This window comes from Acidovorax sp. HDW3 (assembly GCF_011303755.1).
Classification (GTDB): domain Bacteria; phylum Pseudomonadota; class Gammaproteobacteria; order Burkholderiales; family Burkholderiaceae_C; genus Paenacidovorax.
The window spans coordinates 1,158,599-1,180,934 of record NZ_CP049885.1 but is presented as its reverse complement, the minus strand read 5'-3'; the positions used below and the strand labels follow the sequence as shown (position 1 = coordinate 1,180,934).

22 protein-coding genes and 7 tRNA genes are annotated in these 22,336 nt (G+C 63.9%); 14 read left to right on the top strand and 15 right to left on the bottom strand.

The window, feature by feature from the left end; all coding sequences use genetic code 11:
* Positions 1 to 8: 8 nt before the first annotated feature.
* The 13 genes from G7045_RS05265 to folC all read right to left on the bottom strand — a co-directional run bounded on the left by G7045_RS05265 (position 9) and on the right by folC (position 8,556).
* On the bottom strand, positions 9 to 788 hold the full coding sequence (locus tag G7045_RS05265; RefSeq protein WP_166158297.1) for a DUF1624 domain-containing protein: 780 nt from the start codon (positions 786 to 788) through the stop codon (positions 9 to 11).
* A 58-nt stretch (positions 789 to 846) separates the two neighbouring features.
* A tRNA-Asp gene (locus tag G7045_RS05260) sits at positions 847 to 923 on the bottom strand.
* A 48-nt stretch (positions 924 to 971) separates the two neighbouring features.
* Positions 972 to 1,047 (bottom strand) — tRNA-Glu (locus G7045_RS05255).
* Between the two features lie 38 nt (positions 1,048 to 1,085).
* Positions 1,086 to 1,161: transfer RNA gene (locus G7045_RS05250), tRNA-Ala, on the bottom strand.
* A 4-nt stretch (positions 1,162 to 1,165) separates the two neighbouring features.
* Positions 1,166 to 1,242 (bottom strand) — tRNA-Asp (locus tag G7045_RS05245).
* A gap of 44 nt (positions 1,243 to 1,286) precedes the next feature.
* Positions 1,287 to 1,362 (bottom strand) — tRNA-Glu (locus tag G7045_RS05240).
* Positions 1,363 to 1,400: 38 nt separating this feature from the next.
* Positions 1,401 to 1,476: transfer RNA gene (locus G7045_RS05235), tRNA-Ala, on the bottom strand.
* A 68-nt stretch (positions 1,477 to 1,544) separates the two neighbouring features.
* Positions 1,545 to 2,963 (bottom strand): glutamate--tRNA ligase, encoded by a 1,419-nt coding sequence (gene gltX, locus G7045_RS05230; protein ID WP_166158294.1) that lies wholly within the window; start codon positions 2,961 to 2,963, stop codon positions 1,545 to 1,547.
* Between the two features lie 8 nt (positions 2,964 to 2,971).
* Positions 2,972 to 4,186, bottom strand: a complete 1,215-nt coding sequence (locus G7045_RS05225) for an O-succinylhomoserine sulfhydrylase (protein ID WP_166158291.1) — start codon at positions 4,184 to 4,186, stop codon at positions 2,972 to 2,974.
* 126 nt (positions 4,187 to 4,312) lie between these two features.
* Positions 4,313 to 5,794 carry an amidophosphoribosyltransferase gene (purF, locus tag G7045_RS05220; protein ID WP_166158288.1) on the bottom strand — a complete coding sequence of 494 codons (1,482 nt, stop codon included), beginning with the start codon at positions 5,792 to 5,794 and terminating at the stop codon, positions 4,313 to 4,315.
* Positions 5,795 to 5,866: 72 nt separating this feature from the next.
* Positions 5,867 to 6,355 (bottom strand): CvpA family protein, encoded by a 489-nt coding sequence (locus G7045_RS05215; protein ID WP_166158285.1) that lies wholly within the window; start codon positions 6,353 to 6,355, stop codon positions 5,867 to 5,869.
* Between the two features lie 7 nt (positions 6,356 to 6,362).
* A complete protein-coding gene (locus G7045_RS05210; RefSeq protein WP_166158282.1) occupies positions 6,363 to 7,193 on the bottom strand; it encodes an SPOR domain-containing protein in 831 nt (276 codons plus the stop codon).
* Between the two features lie 37 nt (positions 7,194 to 7,230).
* Positions 7,231 to 8,556 carry a bifunctional tetrahydrofolate synthase/dihydrofolate synthase gene (gene folC, locus G7045_RS05205; protein ID WP_166158279.1) on the bottom strand — a complete coding sequence of 442 codons (1,326 nt, stop codon included), beginning with the start codon at positions 8,554 to 8,556 and terminating at the stop codon, positions 7,231 to 7,233.
* A 47-nt stretch (positions 8,557 to 8,603) separates the two neighbouring features.
* Between folC and G7045_RS05200 the strand changes: the two genes are divergently transcribed.
* From G7045_RS05200 to G7045_RS05190, 3 genes are all read left to right on the top strand, one after another.
* Positions 8,604 to 8,972, top strand: coding sequence for an arsenate reductase (locus tag G7045_RS05200; RefSeq protein ID WP_166158276.1), 369 nt, complete (start codon positions 8,604 to 8,606; stop codon positions 8,970 to 8,972).
* A 107-nt stretch (positions 8,973 to 9,079) separates the two neighbouring features.
* Entirely contained in the window at positions 9,080 to 9,715 is a 636-nt protein-coding gene (locus G7045_RS05195; RefSeq protein ID WP_166158273.1) for a glycine zipper 2TM domain-containing protein, read from the top strand.
* 63 nt (positions 9,716 to 9,778) lie between these two features.
* Positions 9,779 to 9,854, top strand: a tRNA-Thr gene (locus G7045_RS05190).
* Between the two features lie 66 nt (positions 9,855 to 9,920).
* Here the strand turns inward: G7045_RS05190 and rng are convergent.
* Together rng and cobA are read right to left on the bottom strand one after the other, a co-directional pair.
* Complete coding sequence (gene rng, locus G7045_RS05185) at positions 9,921 to 11,408, bottom strand: ribonuclease G (RefSeq protein ID WP_166158268.1); 1,488 nt, start codon at positions 11,406 to 11,408, stop codon at positions 9,921 to 9,923.
* A gap of 36 nt (positions 11,409 to 11,444) precedes the next feature.
* Positions 11,445 to 12,278 (bottom strand): uroporphyrinogen-III C-methyltransferase, encoded by an 834-nt coding sequence (gene cobA, locus G7045_RS05180; RefSeq protein WP_166158264.1) that lies wholly within the window; start codon positions 12,276 to 12,278, stop codon positions 11,445 to 11,447.
* 215 nt (positions 12,279 to 12,493) lie between these two features.
* Here cobA and G7045_RS05175 point away from each other — a divergent pair, with 215 nt between their 5' ends.
* The 11 genes from G7045_RS05175 to G7045_RS05125 all read left to right on the top strand — a co-directional run bounded on the left by G7045_RS05175 (position 12,494) and on the right by G7045_RS05125 (position 22,334).
* Positions 12,494 to 14,218, top strand: a complete 1,725-nt coding sequence (locus G7045_RS05175) for a nitrite reductase (RefSeq protein ID WP_166158261.1) — start codon at positions 12,494 to 12,496, stop codon at positions 14,216 to 14,218.
* A gap of 35 nt (positions 14,219 to 14,253) precedes the next feature.
* Complete coding sequence (locus G7045_RS05170) at positions 14,254 to 14,601, top strand: cytochrome c (RefSeq protein WP_166158258.1); 348 nt, start codon at positions 14,254 to 14,256, stop codon at positions 14,599 to 14,601.
* A gap of 8 nt (positions 14,602 to 14,609) precedes the next feature.
* A complete protein-coding gene (locus tag G7045_RS05165; RefSeq protein ID WP_166160361.1) occupies positions 14,610 to 15,827 on the top strand; it encodes a cytochrome D1 domain-containing protein in 1,218 nt (405 codons plus the stop codon).
* A gap of 3 nt (positions 15,828 to 15,830) precedes the next feature.
* On the top strand, positions 15,831 to 16,865 hold the full coding sequence (locus tag G7045_RS05160) for an AsnC family transcriptional regulator (protein ID WP_166158255.1): 1,035 nt from the start codon (positions 15,831 to 15,833) through the stop codon (positions 16,863 to 16,865).
* Positions 16,852 to 17,328 (top strand): Lrp/AsnC family transcriptional regulator, encoded by a 477-nt coding sequence (locus G7045_RS05155; protein WP_166158252.1) that lies wholly within the window; start codon positions 16,852 to 16,854, stop codon positions 17,326 to 17,328. Before G7045_RS05160 ends, G7045_RS05155 begins: the two co-directional genes overlap by 14 nt.
* Positions 17,318 to 17,797 carry an Lrp/AsnC family transcriptional regulator gene (locus G7045_RS05150; RefSeq protein ID WP_166158249.1) on the top strand — a complete coding sequence of 160 codons (480 nt, stop codon included), beginning with the start codon at positions 17,318 to 17,320 and terminating at the stop codon, positions 17,795 to 17,797. The genes G7045_RS05155 and G7045_RS05150 overlap by 11 nt, the downstream gene beginning before the upstream one ends.
* A 3-nt stretch (positions 17,798 to 17,800) precedes the next feature.
* On the top strand, positions 17,801 to 19,018 hold the full coding sequence (gene nirJ, locus G7045_RS05145; protein ID WP_166158246.1) for a heme d1 biosynthesis radical SAM protein NirJ: 1,218 nt from the start codon (positions 17,801 to 17,803) through the stop codon (positions 19,016 to 19,018).
* A 229-nt stretch (positions 19,019 to 19,247) separates the two neighbouring features.
* On the top strand, positions 19,248 to 20,816 hold the full coding sequence (locus tag G7045_RS05140) for a cytochrome D1 domain-containing protein (protein WP_370521728.1): 1,569 nt from the start codon (positions 19,248 to 19,250) through the stop codon (positions 20,814 to 20,816).
* Positions 20,813 to 21,436, top strand: coding sequence for a cytochrome c oxidase subunit 3 (locus G7045_RS05135; protein WP_240919281.1), 624 nt, complete (start codon positions 20,813 to 20,815; stop codon positions 21,434 to 21,436). The genes G7045_RS05140 and G7045_RS05135 overlap by 4 nt, the downstream gene beginning before the upstream one ends.
* A gap of 90 nt (positions 21,437 to 21,526) precedes the next feature.
* On the top strand, positions 21,527 to 21,799 hold the full coding sequence (locus G7045_RS05130; RefSeq protein WP_166158240.1) for a cytochrome C oxidase subunit IV family protein: 273 nt from the start codon (positions 21,527 to 21,529) through the stop codon (positions 21,797 to 21,799).
* Positions 21,800 to 21,899: 100 nt separating this feature from the next.
* On the top strand, positions 21,900 to 22,334 hold the full coding sequence (locus tag G7045_RS05125) for a cytochrome c (RefSeq protein WP_166158237.1): 435 nt from the start codon (positions 21,900 to 21,902) through the stop codon (positions 22,332 to 22,334).
* Positions 22,335 to 22,336 lie beyond the last annotated feature (2 nt).

The window sequence follows — 22,336 nt, the reverse complement described above, 5'->3', positions numbered from 1 at the left end:
GCGTTTTTTTATGCCTTCAGCCACATATACACAGACAGCAGCCCCAACAGTACGGGCTGGTGCAGCAGGTAGTAGCTCAAACTCCAGCGACCGAGCACCGCCAAACGGCGCCCCACGCCACCAAGCGGGCGCGAGAGCCTGCCTGGGTGCTTGCGCAGCAGCCATTGCCCAGCGAGCATCCCCCAGCACATCACGCCCAGCCAAGGCAGCACGGGCACATAGTCCTCGGTGAAAGGCTTGTGGCTGATCAGCCCCAGGCCATTGAGCAACCGGCTGTCAAACCACGGTGCAGCCACCGCCCAGGGGCCGTTCAACAATATGTCTGCCAGCCACGGCAGCGCCAGCGCCAGGGCGCCCAAAGGCCATAACCAACGCCCATAGCCCACCATCAAACGCACCAGCACCAGCATGACCGCCATGCCGTGCAAGACGCCAAAATATATGAAGGTATGCGGGAACATCCAATAAGAGCCCAGACTCACCAGCAAGGCTGCTGCTGCGATCTGTAGCCAACGCCTGCGAAAACGCGCCCAACCTTGCCCCTGATACAAGGCAATCGCCTGCCCCAGGCCAGCGCAAAATAAAAACAAACTGACGATGGCACTGCGCTGCCAGGTCCAGAATGGATCACCGAGAAAATTCTGCGGCCACAGGCCAAAGTGGCTCAAATCAAAGCAGAAGTGAAACACCGTCATCCATACCATGGCCAGGCCGCGCAAGGCATCAACACGGTCAAAGCGCACACTGGCAGCGGGTACGGTGGCAGCTGGGAGTGCTGTAACTGGCATGGTCAAAAATCCCAACAAAAAAGCCCTGCAAGCGTAAACCTGCAGGGCTTTTGATAACTGGCGGAGTGGACGGGACTCGAACCCGCGACCCCCGGCGTGACAGGCCGGTATTCTAACCGACTGAACTACCACTCCGCGTCGGTGTTGCTTTACGCCTCTTGCGAGGCCAAGTGCAACAAAACTTGGCGACCCTACGGGGATTCGAACCCCGGTACTCACCGTGAAAGGGTGATGTCCTAGGCCTCTAGACGATAGGGTCAAAACCTAAGAACCGATTTCTCGATTTTCGAAAAACCTTGGTGGAGGTAAACGGGATCGAACCGATGACCTCTTGCATGCCATGCAAGCGCTCTCCCAGCTGAGCTATACCCCCAATTTGGCGGAGTGGACGGGACTCGAACCCGCGACCCCCGGCGTGACAGGCCGGTATTCTAACCAACTGAACTACCACTCCTGGCAGACAGCTTTTGCGCTCTTGCGAGCCAAGTGCTGCAAACTTGGCGACCCTACGGGGATTCGAACCCCGGTACTCACCGTGAAAGGGTGATGTCCTAGGCCTCTAGACGATAGGGTCAAAACCTTGGAACTTCCGTTCATTTCAGCAAATTTTCTTGGTGGAGGTAAACGGGATCGAACCGATGACCTCTTGCATGCCATGCAAGCGCTCTCCCAGCTGAGCTATACCCCCACTTCGATTTCGACAGTCTTTTTAATTACCGTCGTCATCTGCTGAGCCTCGAATTATAGACAGGTTTTCTAGCGGTTTTTCAAACGTGCGCGAATTTTTTCACGTCCCAGCAATTCCAGCACCGCATCCACCGAGGGCGTGTGCGCCGTGCCCAGGATCAGCACGCGCAGCGGCATGGCCAGTTGCGGCATCTTGGCGCCCTGCTCCTTGAGCACGGCCTTGAGGGCGGCGGCGATGGCTTCCTTGTTCCACTCCACGGCCTGCATGGCGGCGGCAAAGGCGTCGAGCAAGGGCTGCGCTGCGGGCGTGATGTGCTGGGCGTAGTCCTCGGCGTTGCGTTCTATGGCATCCACATAGAACAAGGCAATCCAGCGCGCCAGATCGACCAGGGTTTCGCAGCGATCCTTGAACAGGGCGCAGATGCGCGGCAGGCGCCCATCCAACTGCGCCTGCGCCACGCCGGCCTTGACGACAAAGGGCGTGACCAGCGCAGCGAGCTGTGCATCGTCCAGCGCCTTCAAATGCTGGGCGTTGACCCAGCGCAGCTTGGCCTCGTCGAACTGGCCGGCGCTCTTGCCCAGGTGGTCAAGGTTGAACCATTCCAGGAATTGCGCGCGGCTGAAGATTTCGTCGTCGCCGTGGCTCCAGCCCAGGCGTGCCAGGTAGTTGACCATGGCGTCGGGCAGGTAGCCCTCGTCGCGGTATTGCGTCACGGCCTTGGCGCCATTGCGCTTGCTCATCTTCTCGCCCTGCTCGTTGAGCACGGTGGGCAGGTGGGCAAAGACGGGCACTTGCGCGCCCAGGGCTTCAAAAATATGAATCTGGCGCGGCGTGTTGTTGACGTGGTCGTCGCCGCGGATGACGTGGGTGATGCCCATGTCCATGTCGTCCACGCAAACGCAGAAGTTGTAGGTCGGCGTGCCCACGGCCTCGCCGTTTTGCGCCGGGCGGGCAATCACCAGGTCGTCGAGTTCGCTGTTCTGGAACTCGATACGGCCCTTGCACTTGTCGTCCCAGCCGACCACGCCGTTCTGCGGCGTCTTGAAGCGCAGCACCGGCTGCACGCCCTCGGGCACGGGCGGCAGCACCTTGCCGGGCTCGGGGCGCCAGGTGCCGTCGTAGCGGGGTTTTTCCTTGGCGGCGGTCTGGCGCTCGCGCAGGGCATCGAGCTCGGCCATGCTCATATAGCAGGGGTACACGTGGCCGCTGGCGATGAGCTGCTGCAAAACTTCCTTGTAGCGCGCCATGCGCTGCATTTGGTAGAACGGGCCTTCGTCGTGGTCCAGTTGCAGCCAGGCCATGCCTTCCAGGATGACGTCCACGCTGGCCTGGGTGGAGCGCGCCTCGTCGGTGTCTTCGATGCGCAGGATGAAGTCGCCGCCCGTGGCGCGGGCAAAGGCCCAGGGGTAGAGGGCCGAGCGGATGTTGCCCAGGTGGATGAAGCCGGTGGGCGAGGGGGCGAAGCGGGTGCGTATTTGGGTCGTCATGGTGGTGCTCATGGCAAGGTGTCCAGGCCGCGCAGCAGGTCGGCCTTCAAGTCGTTCAAATGCTCCAGGCCGACCGAGATGCGGATCAGCCCCTGGCCCAGGCCCGCTGCCTGGCGCTGCTCTTCGGAGAGGCGCCCGTGCGAGGTGCTGGCCGGGTGGGTGATGGTGGTTTTGACGTCGCCCAGGTTGGCGGTGATCGAGCACAGGCGCGTGCTATCGACCACATGGAAGGCGTGTGCGCGCAGTTGCTCCGCGCCCTGCCCGGCGACGTCAAACGCCAGCACCGTGCCGCCCAGGCCGCCCTGCTGGCGCATGGCCAGTTCATGCTGCGGGTGGCTTGCAAGGCCGGGGTAATAGACGCGACTGACCTTGGGGTGCTGCTCCAGCCAGGCGGCCAGTTCCAGCGCGGCGGCGCTTTGCGCCTTGACGCGCAGCGCCAGCGTCTCCAGCCCCTTCAAGACCACCCAGGCGTTGAAGGGCGAGAGATTCAGCCCCGCGCAGCGCATGAAAGGCGCCATCACCTTCTCCACCAGGGCGCGGCTGCCGCAGACGGCGCCGGCCATGACGCGGCCCTGGCCGTCGAGCAGCTTGGTGCCCGAATACACCACCAGGTCCGCGCCCAGTTGCGCCGGGCGCTGCAGCACGGGGGAGGAAAAACTGTTGTCCACCGCCAGCAGTGCGCCGTGCGCGTGCGCCAGATCGGCCAGGGCGGCGATGTCGCACAGGTCGGTCAGCGGGTTGGTGGGCGTCTCGGCAAACAGCAGGCGCGTGTTGGGGCGGATGGCGGCCTGCCAGGCGGCCACGTCGGTCTGGCTGACAAACGTGGTTTCGATGCCAAAACGCGCCATCTCGCTGCCCAGCAGCTTGATGGTGGAGCCGAACATGGACTGCGAGGCGACGATGTGGTCGCCGCTTTTGAGCACCGTGAGCGCCAGCAGCAAGATGGCCGACATGCCGGTGCTGGTGGCGATGGCGCACTGTGCGCCCTCCATGGCCGCCAGGCGCTGCTCGAAGCTGGCGACGGTGGGGTTGCCGGTGCGCGTGTAGGTGTAGCCCAGCTCGGCGTTGGCAAAACGCTCGGCGGCGCTGGCGCAGTCGCTTTGCACGAAGCTGCTGGTCAGGTACAGCGCCTCGCTGTGCTCGCCCCAGGCGCTGCGTGCCGTGGCCTGGCGCACGGCCAGGGTGTCGGGGTGCAGGCCCTCGGGCAGGGATTGGTCATGCATGGTGTTTTCCAACTATCAAAATAGGAGCTGCTCGCGCTTGCTGCAAGCCATTTTCAGCATGTTTTGTATCTAAAAATGAGGCAAAGCAAGCGCTAGCAGCTCTCTTTTTTAGAGCATCGTCCGCTGTTAAACGGGCGCGTCCTCGTCGTCTTCCTGTGCCTGGCTGTTGCGGCCTTCGTTCAAGGCGGTCACTTCGGCGTCGGAAATATCGCCGGTGATGTACACGCCATCGAAGCACGAAGCCTCAAAGCCCACTACCTGCGGGTTGATGCGGCCCACGGCCTGCTTCATGGCATCCACGTCCTGGTAGATCAGGGCATCGCAGCCGATCCACTGGCGCACTTCTTCGACTGTGCGGCCATGGGCAATGAGTTCGGCACGCGTCGGCATGTCGATGCCGTACACATTGGGATGGCGCACCGGCGGTGCGGCCGAGGCCAGGTAAACCTGGGCGGCGCCGGCGTCGCGCGCCATCTGCACGATCTCTTTGGAGGTGGTGCCGCGCACGATGGAGTCATCGACCAGCAGCACGCGCTTGCCCTTGAACTCGCTGGCGATGGCGTTGAGCTTCTGGCGCACCGACTTCTTGCGCGCCCCCTGCCCCGGCATGATGAAGGTGCGGCCCACGTAGCGGTTCTTGACGAAACCTTCGCGGTACGGAATGCCCAGAAGCTGCGCCAGCTGCATGGCGCTGGGGCGGCTCGATTCGGGAATCGGGATGATGGCGTCGATCTGGCTTGGCGGCACGGTGGAGATCACGCGCTTGGCCAGCGTCTCGCCCATGTTCAGGCGCGCCTGGTAGACCGAGATGCCGTCCATCACCGAATCGGGGCGCGCCAGGTACACGTATTCGAACACGCAGGGGTGCAGGCTGCTGCGCTCGGCGCACTGCGCCGCCTCGATGCGGCCATCGAGGTGCACGAACACCGCCTCGCCCGGTGCAATATCGCGTTCGAGCTGGTGCAGCGTGCCTTCGAGCGCCACCGATTCGCTCGCCAGCATGGTCGAGCCATCGGCTGCCTTGCCAATGCACAGCGGGCGGATGCCAAACGGATCGCGGAACGCCAGCAGGCCATAACCGGCAATCAGGGCAATGACGGCGTACGAGCCCTTGACGCGCCGGTGCACCGCGCGCACGGCGGCGAACACTTCGGCGCTGGTCAGCGGCGCGCCGCTGGTGGCACGGGCAATTTCGTGCGCCAGCACGTTCAGCAGCACCTCGGAGTCGCTCTCGGTGTTGGTGTGGCGGTGGTCGGTATCGGCCAGTTCATGGCGCAGCTGGTGCGCATTCGTCAGGTTGCCGTTGTGCACCATGACGATGCCAAACGGCGCATTCACGTAAAAGGGCTGTGCCTCTTCTTCGCTGGCCGCATTGCCGGCCGTGGGGTAGCGCACCTGGCCCAGGCCAATGTTGCCCGGCAGTGCGCGCATGTTGCGCGTACGAAACACGTCGCGCACCATGCCCTTGGCCTTGTGCATGAAGAACTTGCGCTCTTGCTGCGTGACGATGCCGGCCGCATCCTGGCCCCGGTGCTGCAGCAGCAACAGGGCGTCGTAGATCAATTGGTTGACGGGGGCATGGCTGACAACGCCAACGATTCCGCACATAGCTTCGATTCCAAGGTTGCGCGGGGTTGCCCCCGCTTGTCTGACCAGGCGCCCCAGGCACCCGGCGTCACGTCAGGAAGGCAGATGCCTTCCAAATTCTTCCGGCAAGGCCGGGCGCAGGCCCTGCAGCAGCTGCGCCATCACCGGCGCCACCTGCGACTGCTGCCACCAGGGTGCTTCGCGCAGCGGCGTCCAGCCGGCAACCACGGTAATCACCAGCAGCAGCACCAGGCCGCGCAGCACGCCAAACACCGCGCCCAGCACCCGATCGGCCGGGCGCAGGCCGATGGCCTCGATCAATTTTTTGGCCAGCCAGGCGACGAAGCTGCAGGCAAACACCGCCGCCACAAACACCAGCACAAAGGCAGCCGCGTGGCGCAGCGCGCCCTGCAGCTCGGCCACCGGCAGCCAAACGGCCACATCAGCGGCCCACCACTGGGCGATGAAAAACGCCACCACCCAGGCGATCAGGGACAGGATTTCAAACACCAGACCACGCCAGGCGCCAATGAGCATCGAGGCCAGCAACACGGCAGCAAAAATCCAATCCAGGGCGGCCATGGCGGGCTTACAGGGTCAGCACCGAGGCCGGCAGATCCAGCCCCTTGATGCGCGCAGCCGCCTTGTCGGCCTCGCTGCGGTTGGCAAACGGGCCTACGCGCACACGGGTGCGCTTGCCGTCCTTGGTGTCCACCACCTGGGCATATGTCTTGAGGCCGGCACGTTCGAGCTTGCCGCGCACCTCGCGCGCCTTGTCGGCGTCGCCAAAGGCGCCTACCTGGACGATGAAGCGCGCATCCTGGGCTGCAGCAGCTTGGGCCGGCTCGATGCTGCGGCCTTCGAGCAGCGCGCGCGCGCGCGCCGCCTCGTCTATACGCGGACTGGGCTTGGGTTCAGGTTTGGGTTCGGGTTTGTGCTCCACCTTGGGCTCAGGCTTGGCTACCGGCTTCGGCTCGGGTTTGGGCTCAGGCTTGGCTTCAGCTTTGGGTACCGGCTTGGGCTCGGGCTTGGGTGCCACCACAGGCAGCGGCGGCACAGGCAAGGCGGGCGCCGCTGCTGCCGCCGCCGGGGCAGCCGGTGCTGCGGGCTTGCTGGCGAGCATTTCCTCGCCTTCGGCCAGCCCATCGCCAGCAGCAGCCACCAAGGGGGGCGCATGGTTGCGCCCGGGGATTTCCATCGGAATATCGACCGGAATCGGGCGTGGCTGGGTATCAAAAAGCAGTGGGAAACCCACCACGCCGAGCAACACCAGCACGGCAGCGCCGATCAAGCGGTGGCGCGCACGGCGCCGAATGGCCTCGATGCTGCCCGCCGGTGGCTGCGGCGTGCGCGTGCGCTTGGCAGGCTTGCCGTCATCCTGCGCCTTGCGGCCAGGCCAGGGAAATTGGAAAAATGCCATGGGGTGCTGACTCGCCAGGATCGCGGGTGAAAAGCGCTTACGACGGGGCCAAGTGCTTGGCCTGCAGGCGGGGCGTGCCGTGCTGCAAAACGCCCCCAACGGTGAAGAACGAACCAAAGACAATGATTCTATCAGCCGGGTCTGCCGCCGCCACGGCTGCATCGAGCGCCTGCTGCGGGCTAGCGTGCAAGCTGCTCGTGATTTCACGGCGCCCGCCCGCCGCCAAGCGCCAGGCGTTGAACTTTTGCTGCAAACCGGCAGCACTTTCGGCCCGCGCTGTGGGCAGGTCGGTGAAGTACCAGCGGTCGATCAGCGGCCCAATCTTGGCCAACATGGGCCTCAGGTCTTTGTCGGCCATGGCGCCAAAAACGGCGTGCGTGGTCGGGTAGTAGCCCATGGCATCGAGGTTGGCCGTGAGCGTGGCCACCGAATGCGGGTTGTGCGCCACATCGAGCACCAGCGCCGGCTGGCCCGGCACGATCTGAAAGCGCCCCGGCAGCTCCACCATGGCCATGCCGGTGCGCACCGCCTGGGCCGAGATCGGCAGCACGGCGCGCAGCGCCTCAAACGCCGCCAGCGCCCCCGAGGCGTTCACCAGCTGGTTGGCACCGCGCAGCGCCGGATAGGCCAGGCCGGCATAACGCCGCCCGCGCCCGGCCCAGGCCCACTGCTGCTTGTCGCCGGAGTAGTTGAAATCGTGGCCGAAGCGCCAAACCTCGGCACCAATCTCGCGCCCATGGTCAAGCAGGCTTTGCGGTGGCATCGGATCACCAACGATCACCGGGCGCCCCGTGCGCATGATGCCGGCCTTCTCGCGGCCTATGCTTTCGCGATCCGCGCCTAAAAACTCGGTGTGGTCGATGTCGATGCTGGTGATGACGGCGCAATCGGCGTCGATGACGTTGGTGGCGTCGAGCCGCCCGCCCAGGCCCACTTCCAAAATCGCCACATCCAGCCGTGACTGGCTCAGCAGGCGCAAGATGGCAAGGGTGGTGAACTCGAAATAGGTGAGCGAAATTTCCTCGCCCGCGCAGCGCGCCTGCTCCACGGCCTCGAAATGCACCAGCAACGCATTGGCCTGCACGATTTCGCCGTGAATGCGGCAGCGCTCTTCAAAATGCACCAGGTGCGGCGAGGTGTACACCCCAGGCCGGTATCCCGCCTGCAAGGCTACGGCTTCGAGCATGGCGCAGGTCGAGCCCTTGCCGTTGGTGCCAGCGACGGTAATCACCGGGCAGGCAAAGGCCAATTGCAAGCGCTGCGCCACGCTGCGCACGCGCTTCAGGCCCATGTCGATGTTTTTCGGGTGCAGCTGCTCGCAGTGCGCCAGCCAGGCGTCCAGGGTGTCGAATCGGGTATGCATAAGCCCGGAATTGTCACCCAGGCCGCACCTGGCGCATGATGACGGGCATGAATTCCCCCACCACCATCGTTTACGGCATTCCGAATTGCGACACCGTGAAGAAGGCCCGCGCCTGGCTCAGCGCCCAGGGCGTGGATTACCAGTTCCACGACTTCAAAAAACTCGGCGTACCGCCCACACGCCTGGCCGCCTGGCAGGCCGCGCTCGGCTGGGAAAAACTCGTCAACCGCCAAGGCACGAGCTGGCGCAAGCTCGACGCTGCCACCCAAGCGGGTGTACACGACGCCGCCAGCGCCAGCACCGTGCTGCAAGCGCAGCCAAGCACCATCAAGCGCCCGGTGGTCGAATGGGCCGATGGCCGCATCAGCTGCGGCTTTGACGCCCAGCGCTGGAGCGAACTCCTGCCACCGCGCTGAATCTGAGCACACAGGCCCCTTCCGGTTTCTTTACCTGGCTTTACATCCCCAGGATTCAACGCTGGACGACTTGGGCGCGTTATGCAGACAGCGAAAGGAGTTTTTCCATGCAAAAACACATGCTCTGGGCCCTCGGGACCCTGGCCCTTGGTAGCACCCTCACCGCCCAAGCACAGGAACAGGGCCGGGTACTCTCCTCCACCCCCATCGTGCAGCAGGTGGCTATACCGCGCCAAATTTGCGGCACAGAAACGGTTTACAACGGCACAACAAACAGCGGCGCCGGTGCCCTGCTGGGCGCCATTGCCGGCGGCGCCATTGGCAACAGCATTGGCGGCGGCACAGGCCGCACCGCTGCTACAGCCCTGGGCGTGGTCGGCGGCGCGCTGGTGGGCAACCGCGTCGAAGGCGCAGGCCAACCACGCTACGAGAACGTGCAGCACTGCCAAAACGAGACGTACTACGAAAACCGCACCGTTGGCTACAACGTGGTGTACGAGTACGCTGGCCGCCGCTACACCACCCAAACCAGCTACGACCCCGGCAGCTGGATCGCCCTGGACGTGCAGCCCAGCCCAGGCTACGGCAACACCTATTCCACCTACCGCAACCCCTACCAGGCCCAACCCGGTGTGGTGCAAACCTATCCGGTGCAGCCTCCGCTGTACACCAGCCCACCCACCACGATCGAGTACAACTACAACTACTACCAACGCCAGCATGGCAACCCGTACTGGCGTTGATTTCTGCCACAGCAAAAAACCAAGCTATAATTCAAAGCTCTTGACAATTCACTTGTGAAGAATGCCGGTGTAGCTCAGTCGGTAGAGCAGCTCATTCGTAATGAGAAGGTCGGGTGTTCGATTCATCTCTCCGGCACCAATACAATACAAACCCCCGTTACCTCCCAAGTAACGGGGGTTTTTTGTTGTCAATTGCTGTTAAGTTTCACAGCAAGACGATGTCATACAGCTCCTGCCCTACCCCAACCTCAACCTGCAGGGAAATGGGCTTACCAATGAAGTCCGACAATCCAGCCAAATGCTGGCTTTCCTCGTCCAAGAACAGGTCAATCACCTGCTGCGAGGCGATGACGCGAAACTCCCGGGGGTTGAACTGGCGCGCCTCACGCAGCAGCTCGCGCAAGATGTCGTAGCAAATGGTGCGCGCCGTCTTCACCTCCCCCACGCCATGGCAATGCGGGCAGGGCTCACACAGCATATGCGCCAGCGATTCACGTTGGCGTTTGCGCGTCATTTCCACCAAACCCAGCTGGGAAAAGCCACCCACCATGGTTTTGACCCGATCGCGCGTCAACTGTTTCTTGAATTCCGCCAACACCGCCGCTTGGTGGTCTTCGCGCAGCATGTCGATGAAATCTGCAATGACGATGCCGCCCAGATTGCGCAAGCGCAACTGGCGCGCAATGGCCCCGGCAGCCTCCAGGTTGGTCTTGAAGATGGTGTCGTCGAAATTGCGTGCACCCACATAACCGCCGGTGTTGACATCAATGGTCGTCAGCGCCTCGGTTTGATCGACGATCAAGTAGCCGCCTGACTTCAGATCCACCCGCCGCCCCAGGGCGCGACCGATTTCCTCATCAATGGCGTAAAGGTCAAAAATAGGCCTTTCGCCTTTGTACAGCTGCAACTTGCTGGCCGCCTGCGGCATGAATTCCTGGCCAAACGCCTGCAACAAGGCAAATTGCTCACGCGAGTCGATGCGAATGCTTTGCGTTGCCTCACTCACGATGTCGCGCAGCACCCGCTGCAACAAACTCAAATCCTGGTGCAAGATGGACTGCGGCGGCAGGCGCACGGCAGCGGCCTTGATGCCAGCCCAGGTTTTGCGCAGGTAGGCAATGTCTTCTGCCAGCTCGGCGTCGGTCGCATCTTCCCCGTTGGTACGCAAGATAAAACCGCCGCCACCGCCCGATGCTTTGTCGCCTACCAAGGCCGCCAGTCGCGCCCGCAAAGCATCGCGCTCTTGGGGCGGTATTTTTTGCGAAACACCAATATGGTCATCCTGCGGCAAGAACACCAACAGGCGTCCGGCAATGCTGATTTGTGTCGAAAGACGCGCGCCCTTGCTGCCGATGGGGTCCTTGATGACCTGCACCATCAACGATTGGCCCTCAAACACCTGTTTTTCTATGGGTACGGGCGGTTCGCCTTTGCGCGCGAACATCGGCGCCTCGCCGCCTTCCTGGCGCTGCCAGACATCGGCCACATGCAAGAAAGCTGCACGTTCAAGGCCGATATCTATAAAAGCCGACTGCATACCCGGCAATACGCGCGAAACACGACCGAGGTAAACGTTACCGACCAGGCCGCGCTCCAGGGTGCGCTCGACGTGCAGCTCCTGCACCGCGCCGTTTTCGACCACCGCAACACGCGTTTCTTGCGGGGCCCAGTTGATAAGAATGTCTTGTTGCATGAATGGCTGCCTTTTTGCAGCCATCATGCCCGAAGATCAGCCTGCCAACGCCGGCGCGCCACGCATCCCGGCAAACAGCTCCGGCTGCAAGCCAACCACGCCGCCGATGACGATCAGTGCTGGCGGGCGCACGTGGTGTTCACGCGCCAGCTGCGGCAACCCGGCCAGCGTGCCGGTAACGCAGCGCTGCGTTGGCAGCGAAGCCTGCTCGACCAGGGCCGCCGGGGTATCGCCCGGCAGGCCATGGCGCTGCAGCTCGGAGCAAATCGTGGGCAGGGTACCAATGCCCATGTAGATAACGACCGTCTGGCGTGGGCGCGCGAGCAACTCCCAATCGAGCGCTACCTCATCCTCGCCGCGCAGGTGCCCTGTGGCAAACACCAAGGTGGCGGCGTGGTCGCGGTGCGTGAGCGGAATGCCGGCATAAGCGCCCGCGCCCTGCGCTGCCGTGATGCCCGGCACTACATCAAACGGAATACCCGCTGCGGCCAAGGCCTGCGCCTCTTCTCCACCACGGCCAAAAATAAAGCCATCTCCACCCTTGAGGCGTACCAGCGGGCGCCCACTTTTGGCCAAGCGCACCATCAAATCAATGATGGATTCCTGCGGCAAGGTGTGGTGCGAGGACTCTTTGCCAACATAAATCAGATCGGCATCTTCGGCCACGTAACGCAGCACCTCTTTGCCTACCAGGTGGTCGTAGAGCACCAGGCGCGCGCCACGCAGCGCCTTGACCGCGCGCAGCGTCAGCAGTTCCGGATCACCCGGGCCGGCCCCGACCAAGGTCACGCGCCCAGGCGGCAGCGGGCCTTCTTCGGCCTCACTGCGGGGCGGAGCGCAAAACCAACGCGCGTCTTCAACGAACTTCATGGGAGCCTTTCTTGTGCATCGTATTTTGCCTGCACAGCATTGTTCTTGCGAGAGCCGTAGCACGTCCTTAAACCAAGTCAAGGACAGGGGCTAGCGCAAGAACGACGATCACGCTACTCGCATAAAAGAGGGAATGGACAGCGACCTCGCGAGGAGTGCCTGGGCATCCGCCCAGGACGCTACCCATGCGCTATCCGAGACGCAGAGGACCCACAATGACAGCAAAGAGGATCGCCAAGCTCGTCGCACTGGCCGCCGCCACCCTGGTGTCGGCAACTGCCATGGCACAAGATGGCAAGGCCATTGCACAGGAAGAGAAAAACTACCACGCCGGTGGTTCCCCCCTGACGGACGTGCCGATGTACCAGAGCACGAACCCCAAGGCCCCCAAGATGACGCAGGCTGAGTTCGACCGCGCACGCCAAATTTATTTTGAGCGTTGCGCCGGTTGCCACGGCGTGCTGCGCAAGGGCGCCACGGGCAAACCGCTCACACCCGATATCACCCTGGCCAAGGGCACGGACTACCTCAAGGTGTTCATTGCCTACGGTTCGCCCGCTGGTATGCCCAACTGGCAGACTTCCGGTGAATTCGACGAAGCCACCGTGGATCTGATGGCACGCTACGTGCAACAAGACCCTCCCACCCCGCCCGAGTGGAGCTTGGCTGACACCAAGAACACCTGGAAGGTGATCGTGCCGCCCGAGAAGCGCCCGACCAAGAAGATGAACAAGTACAACTTGGAAAACATCTTCTCGACCACGCTGCGCGACACCGGCGAAGTGGCGCTGATCGACGGCGACACCAAGGAAATCATCAACGTCATCAAGACCGGCTACGCCGTGCACATCTCGCGCATGTCGGCCTCGGGTCGCTATCTGTTCGTGATTGGCCGCGACGCCAAGATCAACATGATCGACCTGTGGATGGAAAAGCCCGACAACGTTGCCGAAGTGCGCGTGGGTCTGGAAGCACGTTCCATCGAGACCTCCAAGTTCAAGGGCTACGAAGACAAGCTGGCGATTGCTGGCTCGTACTGGCCGCCGCAGTTCACCATCATGGATGGCGACACGCTCGAACCCAAGAAGATCGTCTCCACCCGGGGCATGGTCGTAGGCACGCAGGAATACCATCCGGAGCCGCGCGTGGCCTCCATCCTGGCCTCGCACTACAAGCCTGAGTTCATCGTGAACGTGAAGGAAACCGGCAAGACGCTGATGGTGGACTACTCCAACCTCAACGCGCTGAAGATGACCGAAATCGAGTCGGCTCCCTTCCTGCACGACGGTGGTCTGGACGCTTCCAAGCGTTACTTCATGGTGGCGGCCAACAACAGCAACAAGATTGCTGCGATCGACACCAAGGACGGCAAGCTCGCTGGCCTGACCGAAGTGGGCAAGATCCCCCACCCCGGCCGTGGCGCGAACTTCACCCATCCGAAGTACGGCCCCGTGTGGTCCACTGGCCACCTGGGCGATGAAACCATCTCCCTGATCGGCACCGACCCCGAGAAGCACAAGCAGTACGCCTTCAAGGAAGTGGCCAAGCTGACCGGCCCGGGCGGCGGCGCGCTCTTCGTCAAGAGCCACCCCAAGTCCAAGAACCTGTGGTCTGACGCTCCGCTCAACCCTGATCCGAAGGTGTCGCAGTCCATCGTGGTGTACGACATCAACAACCTCGACAAGGGCTACAAGACTCTGCCGATCGCTGAGTGGGCCGGCCTGCCCGACGACGGCGGCGCCAAGCGCGTGGTCCAGCCTGAGTACAACAAGGCAGGTGACGAGGTCTGGTTTGCTGTCTGGTCCGCCAAGGACAAGGCCAGCGCCATCGTGGTGGTGGACGACAAGACTTTGAAGCTCAAGAAGGTCATCAAGGACCCGCGCCTGATCACCCCCACGGGCCACTTCAACCTCTACAACACCCAAAAAGACGTTTATTAATGTCTTGAGGGCTTAACCGACAAGGAAGCATTCCCATGGTGAAATGGTCCGTACTGGCTCTGGCAGGGGCGCTGTGTGCTAGCCAAGTGATAGCACAAGACGCAGCGCCCACGCCCGAACGCAGCGCACAGCTTGTGCGCATGGTGCGCCAGGACTGCGGCTCTTGCCATGGGATGCGCCTGACCGGCGGCCTGGGCCCCTCGCTAGCGCGCGAGGCCCTGGCCGGCAAAAACACCGAGTACCTGGCTGCCGTCATCACGCACGGCATTCCAGGTACGCCCATGCCGCCTTGGAGCGCCATGCTCAGCGCAAGCGAGGCGCAATGGATCGCCGGGCAACTGCTCAAAGGCTTTCCCGAAGAACAACGGAGCTCCGCCCCATGATGAACCCCATGCAACGGCGCAGCCTACTGACCCTGGCCGCCAGCGCCCCGCTGCTGGCCGCAGGCTGCGCAGCCACTGCGTCCCAATCGAACAACAACGCCAACGCCAGCGCCGCAGCCCTGCAAGGCACGGGCGACCTGGGCGTGGTCATCGAGCGCGCCGCTGGCGCCCTCACTCTCATCAACACCAGCAGCCGCGCCGCCGTGGGCCGCGTCACCGGCCTGGGCGACCTCTCGCACGCCTCGGTGGTGTTCTCGCGCGATGAACGCTTTGCCTACGTCTTTGGCCGCGATGGCGGCCTGACCCGCGTCGATATCCTGGCCCAGCGCATCACCCACCGCGTGATGCAGGCGGGCAACTCCATTGGCGGTGCCATCAGCGCCGATGGCTCGCTGGTCGTGGCACAAAACTACCAGCCCGGCGGCATCAAGGTGTTTGACGCCGCCACCCTCGAACTGCTGGCCGACGTGCCCGCGCAAATGGCCAATGGCCAACGCTCGCGGGTCGTGGGCCTGGCCGATTTGCCGCAGCGGCGCTTCATCTACAGCCTGTTTGACGCCAGCGCCATCTGCATTGCCGACTGCAGCAACCCGCGCCAGCCGCAAATCACCACGCTGGAGAACATCGGCCAGCAGCCCTACGACGCCCTGGTATCGCCCAATGGCCGTACCTACATCGCGGGCCTGTTTGGCGAAGACGGCCTGGCCATGCTCGACCTGTGGGAAGAAAAACCCCAGGTGCGCCGCATTCTGGGCGGCTACGGGCGCGGCGAAAAACCCCTGCCGGTGTACAAAATGCCGCACCTGCGCGGCTGGGCCATGGCCGGTGGCCGCGCCTTCTTGCCCGCCATTGGCCGCCACGAGGTGCTCGTCGTTGACACCACCACCTGGCAAGAGGTCGGGCGCATTCCCGTCGCCGGCCAGCCCGTGTTCGTCATGGCCCGGCCCGATGGCCGCCAGGTGTGGGTCAACTTCTCGGTGCCCGACTACCACCGCGTACAGGTGATCGACGCGCCCAGCCTGCGCGTGGTCGATACCCTCGCGCCCGGCAAAGCCGTGCTGCACATGGAATTTACGCCCCGGGGCGAGTCGGTCTGGATCAGTTGCCGCGACGACAACCGCGTGCAGGTGTACGACACGCACACACGCCAGCTCCAGGCCAACTTGGCAGTCGATGCGCCCAGCGGCATCTTTTTGACCGCCCGCGCCCAGCGCATGGGGTTTTGAGCCATGCGCAGCGCAACCGGCACGCCCAACGACCTGGCCCTGCTCAACCACTGGCAGCGCGACTTTCCCCTGGTGCGCCAGCCCTTTGCCGCCATCGGCAGCGCACTGGGACTGAGCGCAAGCCAGGTGCTGGCCGACTACGCCCGGCTGCAGCGCAACGGCAGCCTCAGCCGTATCGGTGCAGTGTTTGCACCAGGCGCTGGCGGCGCCTCGCTGCTCGCCGCCATGGCTGTGCCCCCCGCGCAGCTTGAAGCCGTGGCCGCCAGCGTCTCCAACCACCCAGGCGTCAACCACAACTACGAGCGCGAGCACGAGGTCAACCTCTGGTTCGTGGCCACCGGGCGCGATGCCCAGGCCGTGGAGCAGCTGCTGCAGCGCATTGAGGCCGACACCGGCCTGCCCGTGCTGCGCCTGCCCATGCTGCGCCCCTACCGCATCGACACGGGCTTTGACCTGCGCGGCGCGCAATCGCAGGCCAGCGGCATCACGCATTGGGCACAAACCACCTTGCAAGCAGCCGACGAGCCCCTGGCGGCGCTGGCCGAACAAGGCCTGCCGCTGCAGGAGCAACCCTACGACGCCTGGGCCACCACCCTGGGCCAACCGGTCGATGCCGTGCTGCAAACCCTGCAGCGCTGGCTGGCGCACAAGACTCTGAGCCGCTTTGGCGTCGTCGTGCGCCACCACGAACTGGGTTTTACGGCCAACGCCATGACGGTGTTTGACGTTCCGGCGACCGAGGTCGATACCTGCGGCGAGGCCCTGGCGCAGGTGCCAGGCATCACCTTGGCCTACCAACGCACGCGCGCGCCCGGCTGGCCGTACAACCTGTACTGCATGGTGCATGGCCGCGACCGCGCCAGCGTGCACGCCACAGTCACCCACGCCATCGCGCAGGCCGGACTTGCAAACAAGCCCCGCGCCACCTTGTTTTCCCTGCGCCGCTTCAAGCAAACCGGCGCCCGCCGTTTCTCTACCCCTGCCCATGCCGCGCACCCTTCCCACCTACCAGAAAGAGCGCTGCATGCTCACGCTTGAAGACGCCCGCCTGATCGACCACCTGCACGGCGGCTTTCCGCTGGCCGACCGACCCTTTGCCATCGTCGGGCAAGAATTGGGCTGGAGCGAAGAACGCGTCATCGAACGCCTGCACCAGCTGCTGGCCCAAGGCGTGCTCACGCGCTTTGGGCCCCTGTTCCAGATCGAGCGCGCGGGCGGCCAGTTCGTGCTGGCCGCCATTGCCGTGCCCGAGGAACGGTTTGAGGCCGTGAACCTGGTCGTCAACAGCTTTCCCGAGGTGGCGCACAACTACCGGCGCACGCACGCGCTGAACATGTGGTTTGTGGTTGCCTGCGAATCGCCCGCACAGGCGCAAGACGCCATTGCCTGCATCCAGGATGCGGTGGGCCTGCAGGTGCTCGCCTTCCCCAAGGAAGAGGAATATTTCGTCGAACTGCGCCTGCCCGCCTGGACAGGCCATGGAGGCTCTCATGGCGCTTGACGCTTTTGACCGCGCGCTGATCGCCGCCACCCAAGGCGGCCTGCCGCTGGTAGCGCGCCCCTACGAAGCCGTAGGCGCCATGCTGGGCGTGCCCGGCGAACAGGTGCGCGAGCGCCTGGCGCAGATGCTGGCGCAGGGCCTGATCCGGCGCATTGGCGCCGTGCCCAACCACTACCGCCTGGGCTACACCGCCAACGGCATGAGCGTGTGGGACGTGGACGATGCGCAGATTGCTACCCTCGGCCCCCAAGTCGCCGAGCTAGTCGGTGTGAGCCACTGCTACCGCCGCCCGCGCCACCTGCCGGGCTGGCCCTACAACCTGTTTGCCATGCTGCACGGCACCAGCCGCGAGGCCGTAGAGCAGCAGGCCCAGGACATCGTCGCCCTGCTCGGGCCCGCCTGCCGCAGCCACGATATCCTGTACTCCACGGCCATCTTGAAGAAAACCGGCCTGCGTTTAAAGGATTAACCCATGTTTCGCATCAGCCAGTACATGCGCGAGCTCGCGCAGGCACAAGCCACCGGCAGCTATCCCGTCGTCAAAGACCGCAAGGCCCGTGGCCCCGTCGTCATCTGGAACCTGATCCGCCGCTGCAACCTCACCTGCAAGCACTGCTACGCGCTCTCGGCCGACCACGACTACGCCGGCGAGCTGCTGCTGCCCGAAGTCTTTACGGTCATGGACGACCTCAAGGCCTTTGGCGTGCCCGCGCTCATCCTCTCGGGCGGCGAGCCGCTGTTGCGCCCCGATATTTTTGAAATTTCGGCCCGCGCGCGGGAAATGGGTTTCTACACCGGGCTCTCCACCAACGGCACGCTGATCGACGCGCCCATGGCGCAGCGCATTGCCGACGCCGGCTTTGACTACGTCGGCATCAGCCTCGACGGCCTCAAGCCCACGCACGACAAATTCCGCCGTTTGGAAGGCGCTTTCGACCGCAGCCTCGCCGCCATCGGCCACCTGGACAAAGTGGGGGTGAAAGTCGGCCTGCGCTACACCATGACGGCGATGAACGCGCACGACCTGCCCGCCCTACTGGACTTGATGCAGGAAGTGGGGGCGCACAAGTTCTATTTTTCGCACCTGAACTACGCCGGGCGCGGCAACATCCACCGCGATAAAGACGCCCACCACCAGGCCACGCGCGCCGCCATGGACATGCTGTTCGAGCGCGCCTGGGCCGCCGCCCAGGCCGGCAGCCTGGACGACTACGTCAGCGGCAACAACGACGCCGACGGCCCCTACCTGCTGCAGTGGGTGCACGAGCACCTGCCGCAGTGGGAAGAAGCGCTGCGCGCGCGCCTCATCGCCTGGGGCGGCAACGCCAGCGGGCAGATGATTGCCAACATCGACAACCTCGGCCACGTCCACCCCGACACCATGTGGTGGCACCACGACCTGGGCTGCGTGCGCGAGCGCCCCTTCTCCGAGATTTGGAACGACGTGAGCGACCCGCTCATGGCCGGGCTCAAGCAGCACCCGCGCCCGGTCGAAGGCCGCTGCGGCAGCTGCCAGCACCTGGCAATCTGCAACGGCAACACGCGCGTGCGCGCCCAGCAGCTCACTGGCAACTTCTGGTTTGAAGACCCCGGCTGCTACCTGACGGACGCCGAAGTCGGCGCCGCCAGCACGCCGTTTGAGCCCTCGACGGCGCAAAAGCGCCGCCGCATCGAGGTTGCCGCCGTCTAGTTTCGGCGCCCGTAATTTGCGCACTGTTTTGCCCGATTAGTAATCTGCCTCAGATGTTTACCCCTATCCGTTCGGGCTGAGCTTGTCGAAGCCAGGGCGTGATGTGCGAACAGCCCTTCGACAAGCTCAGGGCGAACGGGGTTTGTCTGAGGCAGATCGCCAATCAGGCTGTTTTGGCTTCTAGCGCTTGCTGGGCAAGCGCGAGCAGCTATCAAATTTGGAGCACCCCTTGTCCCGACGCATCCTCGCCACCGCCCTGCTCGCCTGGGGGCTGGCCAGCCCCGCACTGGCTGCGCCCGACGCCCCGGCCCTGTACCAACAACACTGCGCCAGCTGCCACGGCGCGCACCGCACCGGCCTGATGGGCCCGGCGCTGCTGCCCGAGAGCCTGGAGCGCACACGCGCCGCTGAGGTGCTGCGCGTCATCCAGGAAGGCCGCCAGGCGACGCAGATGGCCGGGTTTGCCGGCCATCTCTCCGCCGAGGAGATCAAGGCCCTGGCCGACTGGGTGCGCACCCCGGTCGTACCCGCGCCGCGCTGGAGCGAGGCCGACATCCGCGCCTCGCGCATTGCCACGCCGCTGCCCCAGGATGAGCCCGTCAAGCCCAAGTGGGACGCCGACCCGATGAACCTGTTCGTCGTCGTCGAGGGGGGCGACCACCACGTCTCGCTGCTCGACGGCGACAAGTTCGAGGTCATCACCCGCTTCGCCAGCCGCTACGCGCTGCACGGCGGCCCCAAGTTCACGCCCGACGGGCGCTACGTCTTCTTCGGCTCGCGCGACGGCTGGATCACCAAGTACGACCTGTGGCGCCTGCAGGTGGTGGCCGAGGTGCGTGCCGGCCTGAACATGCGCAACGTCGCCGTCAGCGGCGATGGCCGCTGGGTCATGGCCGCCAACTACCTGCCGCACAGCCTGGCGCTGTTCGACGCCGACCTGAATCTGGTCAAAACCTACGAAGCCAAGACCCTGGACGGCAAGGCCAGCTCGCGCGTCTCGGCGGTATACGACGCCACGCCGCGCAACAGCTTCGTCGTCGCCCTCAAGGACATCCCCGAGCTGTGGGAGATTTCGTACGACAAGAAAGCCGCCCCCATCTACGACGGCTACGTGCACGACTACAAAATGGGCGAAGCCCTGCCCAAGCCCGGCTACCTGGGCGTGCGCCGCACGCCGCTGGACGAGCCGCTCGATGATTTCTTCTTCGACCAAAGCTACCGCCACGCCCTAGGCGCCACCCGCCCCAAGGCCGGCGCCGCCGCCAGCGCCAGCGCCCAGGTGGTGAACCTGGACGTGCGCCGCAAAATTGCCGACCTGCCCATCGCCGGGATGCCGCACCTGGGCTCGGGCATCACCTTCGCCTGGAAGGGCACCACCGTGCTCGCCAGCCCGAATCTGGGCGGCGGCGCGGTCGATGTGATCGACATGCAGACCTGGAAGACGGTGCGCACCATCCCCACGCCCGGCGCCGGCTTCTTCATGCGCAGCCACGAGAACACGCCCTACGCCTGGACGGATTCGATGATGAGCAAAGAGGGCAAGGATCGCCTGACCATCATCGACAAACGCACCCTGGAGCCCGTGGCCGAGGTGCGCGAGCCGGGCAAGACGCTGGCGCACATCGAGTTCACACGCGACGGCCGCTACGCCCTGGCCAGCGTCTGGGAGATGGATGGCGCCATCGTGGTGTACGACGCGGCGACCTTCAAAGAGGTCAAACGCCTGCCCATGCATAAGCCAGTAGGGAAATACAACGTGTGGAATAAAATAACCAGGAGCGAGGGTACATCCCATTGACATACTCAGCCAGTTCCACATTCGATAGCGCGCTGCCTGCAGCGCCCACCTCCCCCACCGCCGCCACGACGAGGCTGCCAGGCGACCTGGTGGTGTGGTTTCTGGTGCTACTGGAACTGCTGACCTTCGCCATGCTGTTCGTCGCCTTTGCCGGCGCGCGGCTCAAACACCCCGATCTCTTTGCCGCCGGCCAGGCGACGCTGGACCTGAACTCCGGCGCCATCAACACCGTGCTGCTCATCAGCGCCAGCGCCTGCGCCGCGCGTGCGCTGCACAGCGTGCAGCAGCGCAGCCCGCAGGTAGCGGCGCGCTGGCTGCTCGCCGCCCTGCTCTTCGGGCTGGGGTTTCTGGGCGTGAAAAGCGTGGAGTACCTGCACAAATGGCAAGAAGGCATCGACGTGGCGAACAACACCTTCGCCATGCTCTACGTCGGCATCACCGGCTTTCACTTTCTGCACGCCGCCGTCGGCTGCCTGTTCTTCGCCCTGCTCTGGGCACCGACCCGGCGCGGCGCCTACAGCCCCGAGAACTGCCACACGCTCGAGACCGTGACCGTCTTCTGGCACATGGTCGATCTGCTGTGGATGGTGCTGTTCCCGCTGATCTACGTGTTGCGCTGATTGCCAGCGTTTTGCTATTTATTTGATAGCTTCTCGCGCTTATCCAGTAAGCGCCAGATGCCAAAAACACCCTTTATTTGGAGCCCTGCCATGACCGCCCGCCGCATCAACACCATCTGGGTTCTGCTGCTGCTGGCCACCGCGCTGACCTGGTGGCTGGGCGAAAGCGGCAACGCCGTGCGTGCCGAATTCGTCAGCGCAGCCATCGTCCTCGGGCTGGCGGCGTTCAAGGGCTACCTCATCGCCATGGACTACATGGAGCTGCGCCACGCGCCGCGCCTGTGGCGTAGTTTGGTGCTGGGCTGGCTGCTGGTGGTAACGCTGGCCCTCATCGGCGTCTCTTTCTGGCATTCCCTTAGGTAATTACTCCTAGAATCCCCCCACTTTTCTTGATCAAGTTCAAGGAATTGAGTGACCGAAAAGAGGAAGATAAAGTTCCCATTTAAAAAAGGAGGGCTTAGGAATGAGCCAGGTACACAGCGGGTTTACCAAACAAATGGCCCGCAACATGTTCTACGGCGGCACAGCGTTTTTTGCGCTGCTGTTTGCCGGATTGATCTTTGACAGTGAACGGCGCATCCCCGAGCGCTCCAACGACCACGCCATCACCCCGGCCGTCATCGCTGGCAAAAAGGTGTGGGAAGTCAACAACTGCATCGGCTGCCATACGCTGCTGGGTGAAGGCGCCTACTTCGCACCCGAGCTGGGCAACGTCTACAAGCGCCGTGGCCCGGATTTCATCAAGGCCTGGATTGCCTCCATGCCCACCAACGCTCCCGGTCGCCGTCAAATGCCGCAGTTCAACCTGAGCGAGCAGCAGCTCAATGACCTGGTCGAGTTCCTCAAGTGGACTGGCGAGATCAACACCGAAAACTGGCCGCCCAACATCGAAGGCTGATC

Excerpts from the sequence above, each read along its gene's own strand:
- G7045_RS05265 (WP_166158297.1), bottom strand. The coding sequence starts at position 788 with ATGCCAGTTACAGCACTCCCAGCTGCCACCGTACCCGCTGCCAGTGTG.
- gltX (WP_166158294.1), bottom strand. The coding sequence starts at position 2,963 with ATGACGACCCAAATACGCACCCGCTTCGCCCCCTCGCCCACCGGCTTC.
- G7045_RS05225 (WP_166158291.1), bottom strand. The coding sequence starts at position 4,186 with ATGCATGACCAATCCCTGCCCGAGGGCCTGCACCCCGACACCCTGGCC.
- purF (WP_166158288.1), bottom strand. The coding sequence starts at position 5,794 with ATGTGCGGAATCGTTGGCGTTGTCAGCCATGCCCCCGTCAACCAATTG.
- G7045_RS05215 (WP_166158285.1), bottom strand. The coding sequence starts at position 6,355 with ATGGCCGCCCTGGATTGGATTTTTGCTGCCGTGTTGCTGGCCTCGATG.
- G7045_RS05210 (WP_166158282.1), bottom strand. The coding sequence starts at position 7,193 with ATGGCATTTTTCCAATTTCCCTGGCCTGGCCGCAAGGCGCAGGATGAC.
- folC (WP_166158279.1), bottom strand. The coding sequence starts at position 8,556 with ATGCATACCCGATTCGACACCCTGGACGCCTGGCTGGCGCACTGCGAG.
- G7045_RS05200 (WP_166158276.1), top strand. The coding sequence starts at position 8,604 with ATGAATTCCCCCACCACCATCGTTTACGGCATTCCGAATTGCGACACC.
- G7045_RS05195 (WP_166158273.1), top strand. The coding sequence starts at position 9,080 with ATGCAAAAACACATGCTCTGGGCCCTCGGGACCCTGGCCCTTGGTAGC.
- rng (WP_166158268.1), bottom strand. The coding sequence starts at position 11,408 with ATGCAACAAGACATTCTTATCAACTGGGCCCCGCAAGAAACGCGTGTT.
- cobA (WP_166158264.1), bottom strand. The coding sequence starts at position 12,278 with ATGAAGTTCGTTGAAGACGCGCGTTGGTTTTGCGCTCCGCCCCGCAGT.
- G7045_RS05175 (WP_166158261.1), top strand. The coding sequence starts at position 12,494 with ATGACAGCAAAGAGGATCGCCAAGCTCGTCGCACTGGCCGCCGCCACC.
- G7045_RS05170 (WP_166158258.1), top strand. The coding sequence starts at position 14,254 with ATGGTGAAATGGTCCGTACTGGCTCTGGCAGGGGCGCTGTGTGCTAGC.
- G7045_RS05165 (WP_166160361.1), top strand. The coding sequence starts at position 14,610 with ATGCAACGGCGCAGCCTACTGACCCTGGCCGCCAGCGCCCCGCTGCTG.
- G7045_RS05160 (WP_166158255.1), top strand. The coding sequence starts at position 15,831 with ATGCGCAGCGCAACCGGCACGCCCAACGACCTGGCCCTGCTCAACCAC.
- G7045_RS05155 (WP_166158252.1), top strand. The coding sequence starts at position 16,852 with ATGCTCACGCTTGAAGACGCCCGCCTGATCGACCACCTGCACGGCGGC.
- G7045_RS05150 (WP_166158249.1), top strand. The coding sequence starts at position 17,318 with ATGGCGCTTGACGCTTTTGACCGCGCGCTGATCGCCGCCACCCAAGGC.
- nirJ (WP_166158246.1), top strand. The coding sequence starts at position 17,801 with ATGTTTCGCATCAGCCAGTACATGCGCGAGCTCGCGCAGGCACAAGCC.
- G7045_RS05130 (WP_166158240.1), top strand. The coding sequence starts at position 21,527 with ATGACCGCCCGCCGCATCAACACCATCTGGGTTCTGCTGCTGCTGGCC.
- G7045_RS05125 (WP_166158237.1), top strand. The coding sequence starts at position 21,900 with ATGAGCCAGGTACACAGCGGGTTTACCAAACAAATGGCCCGCAACATG.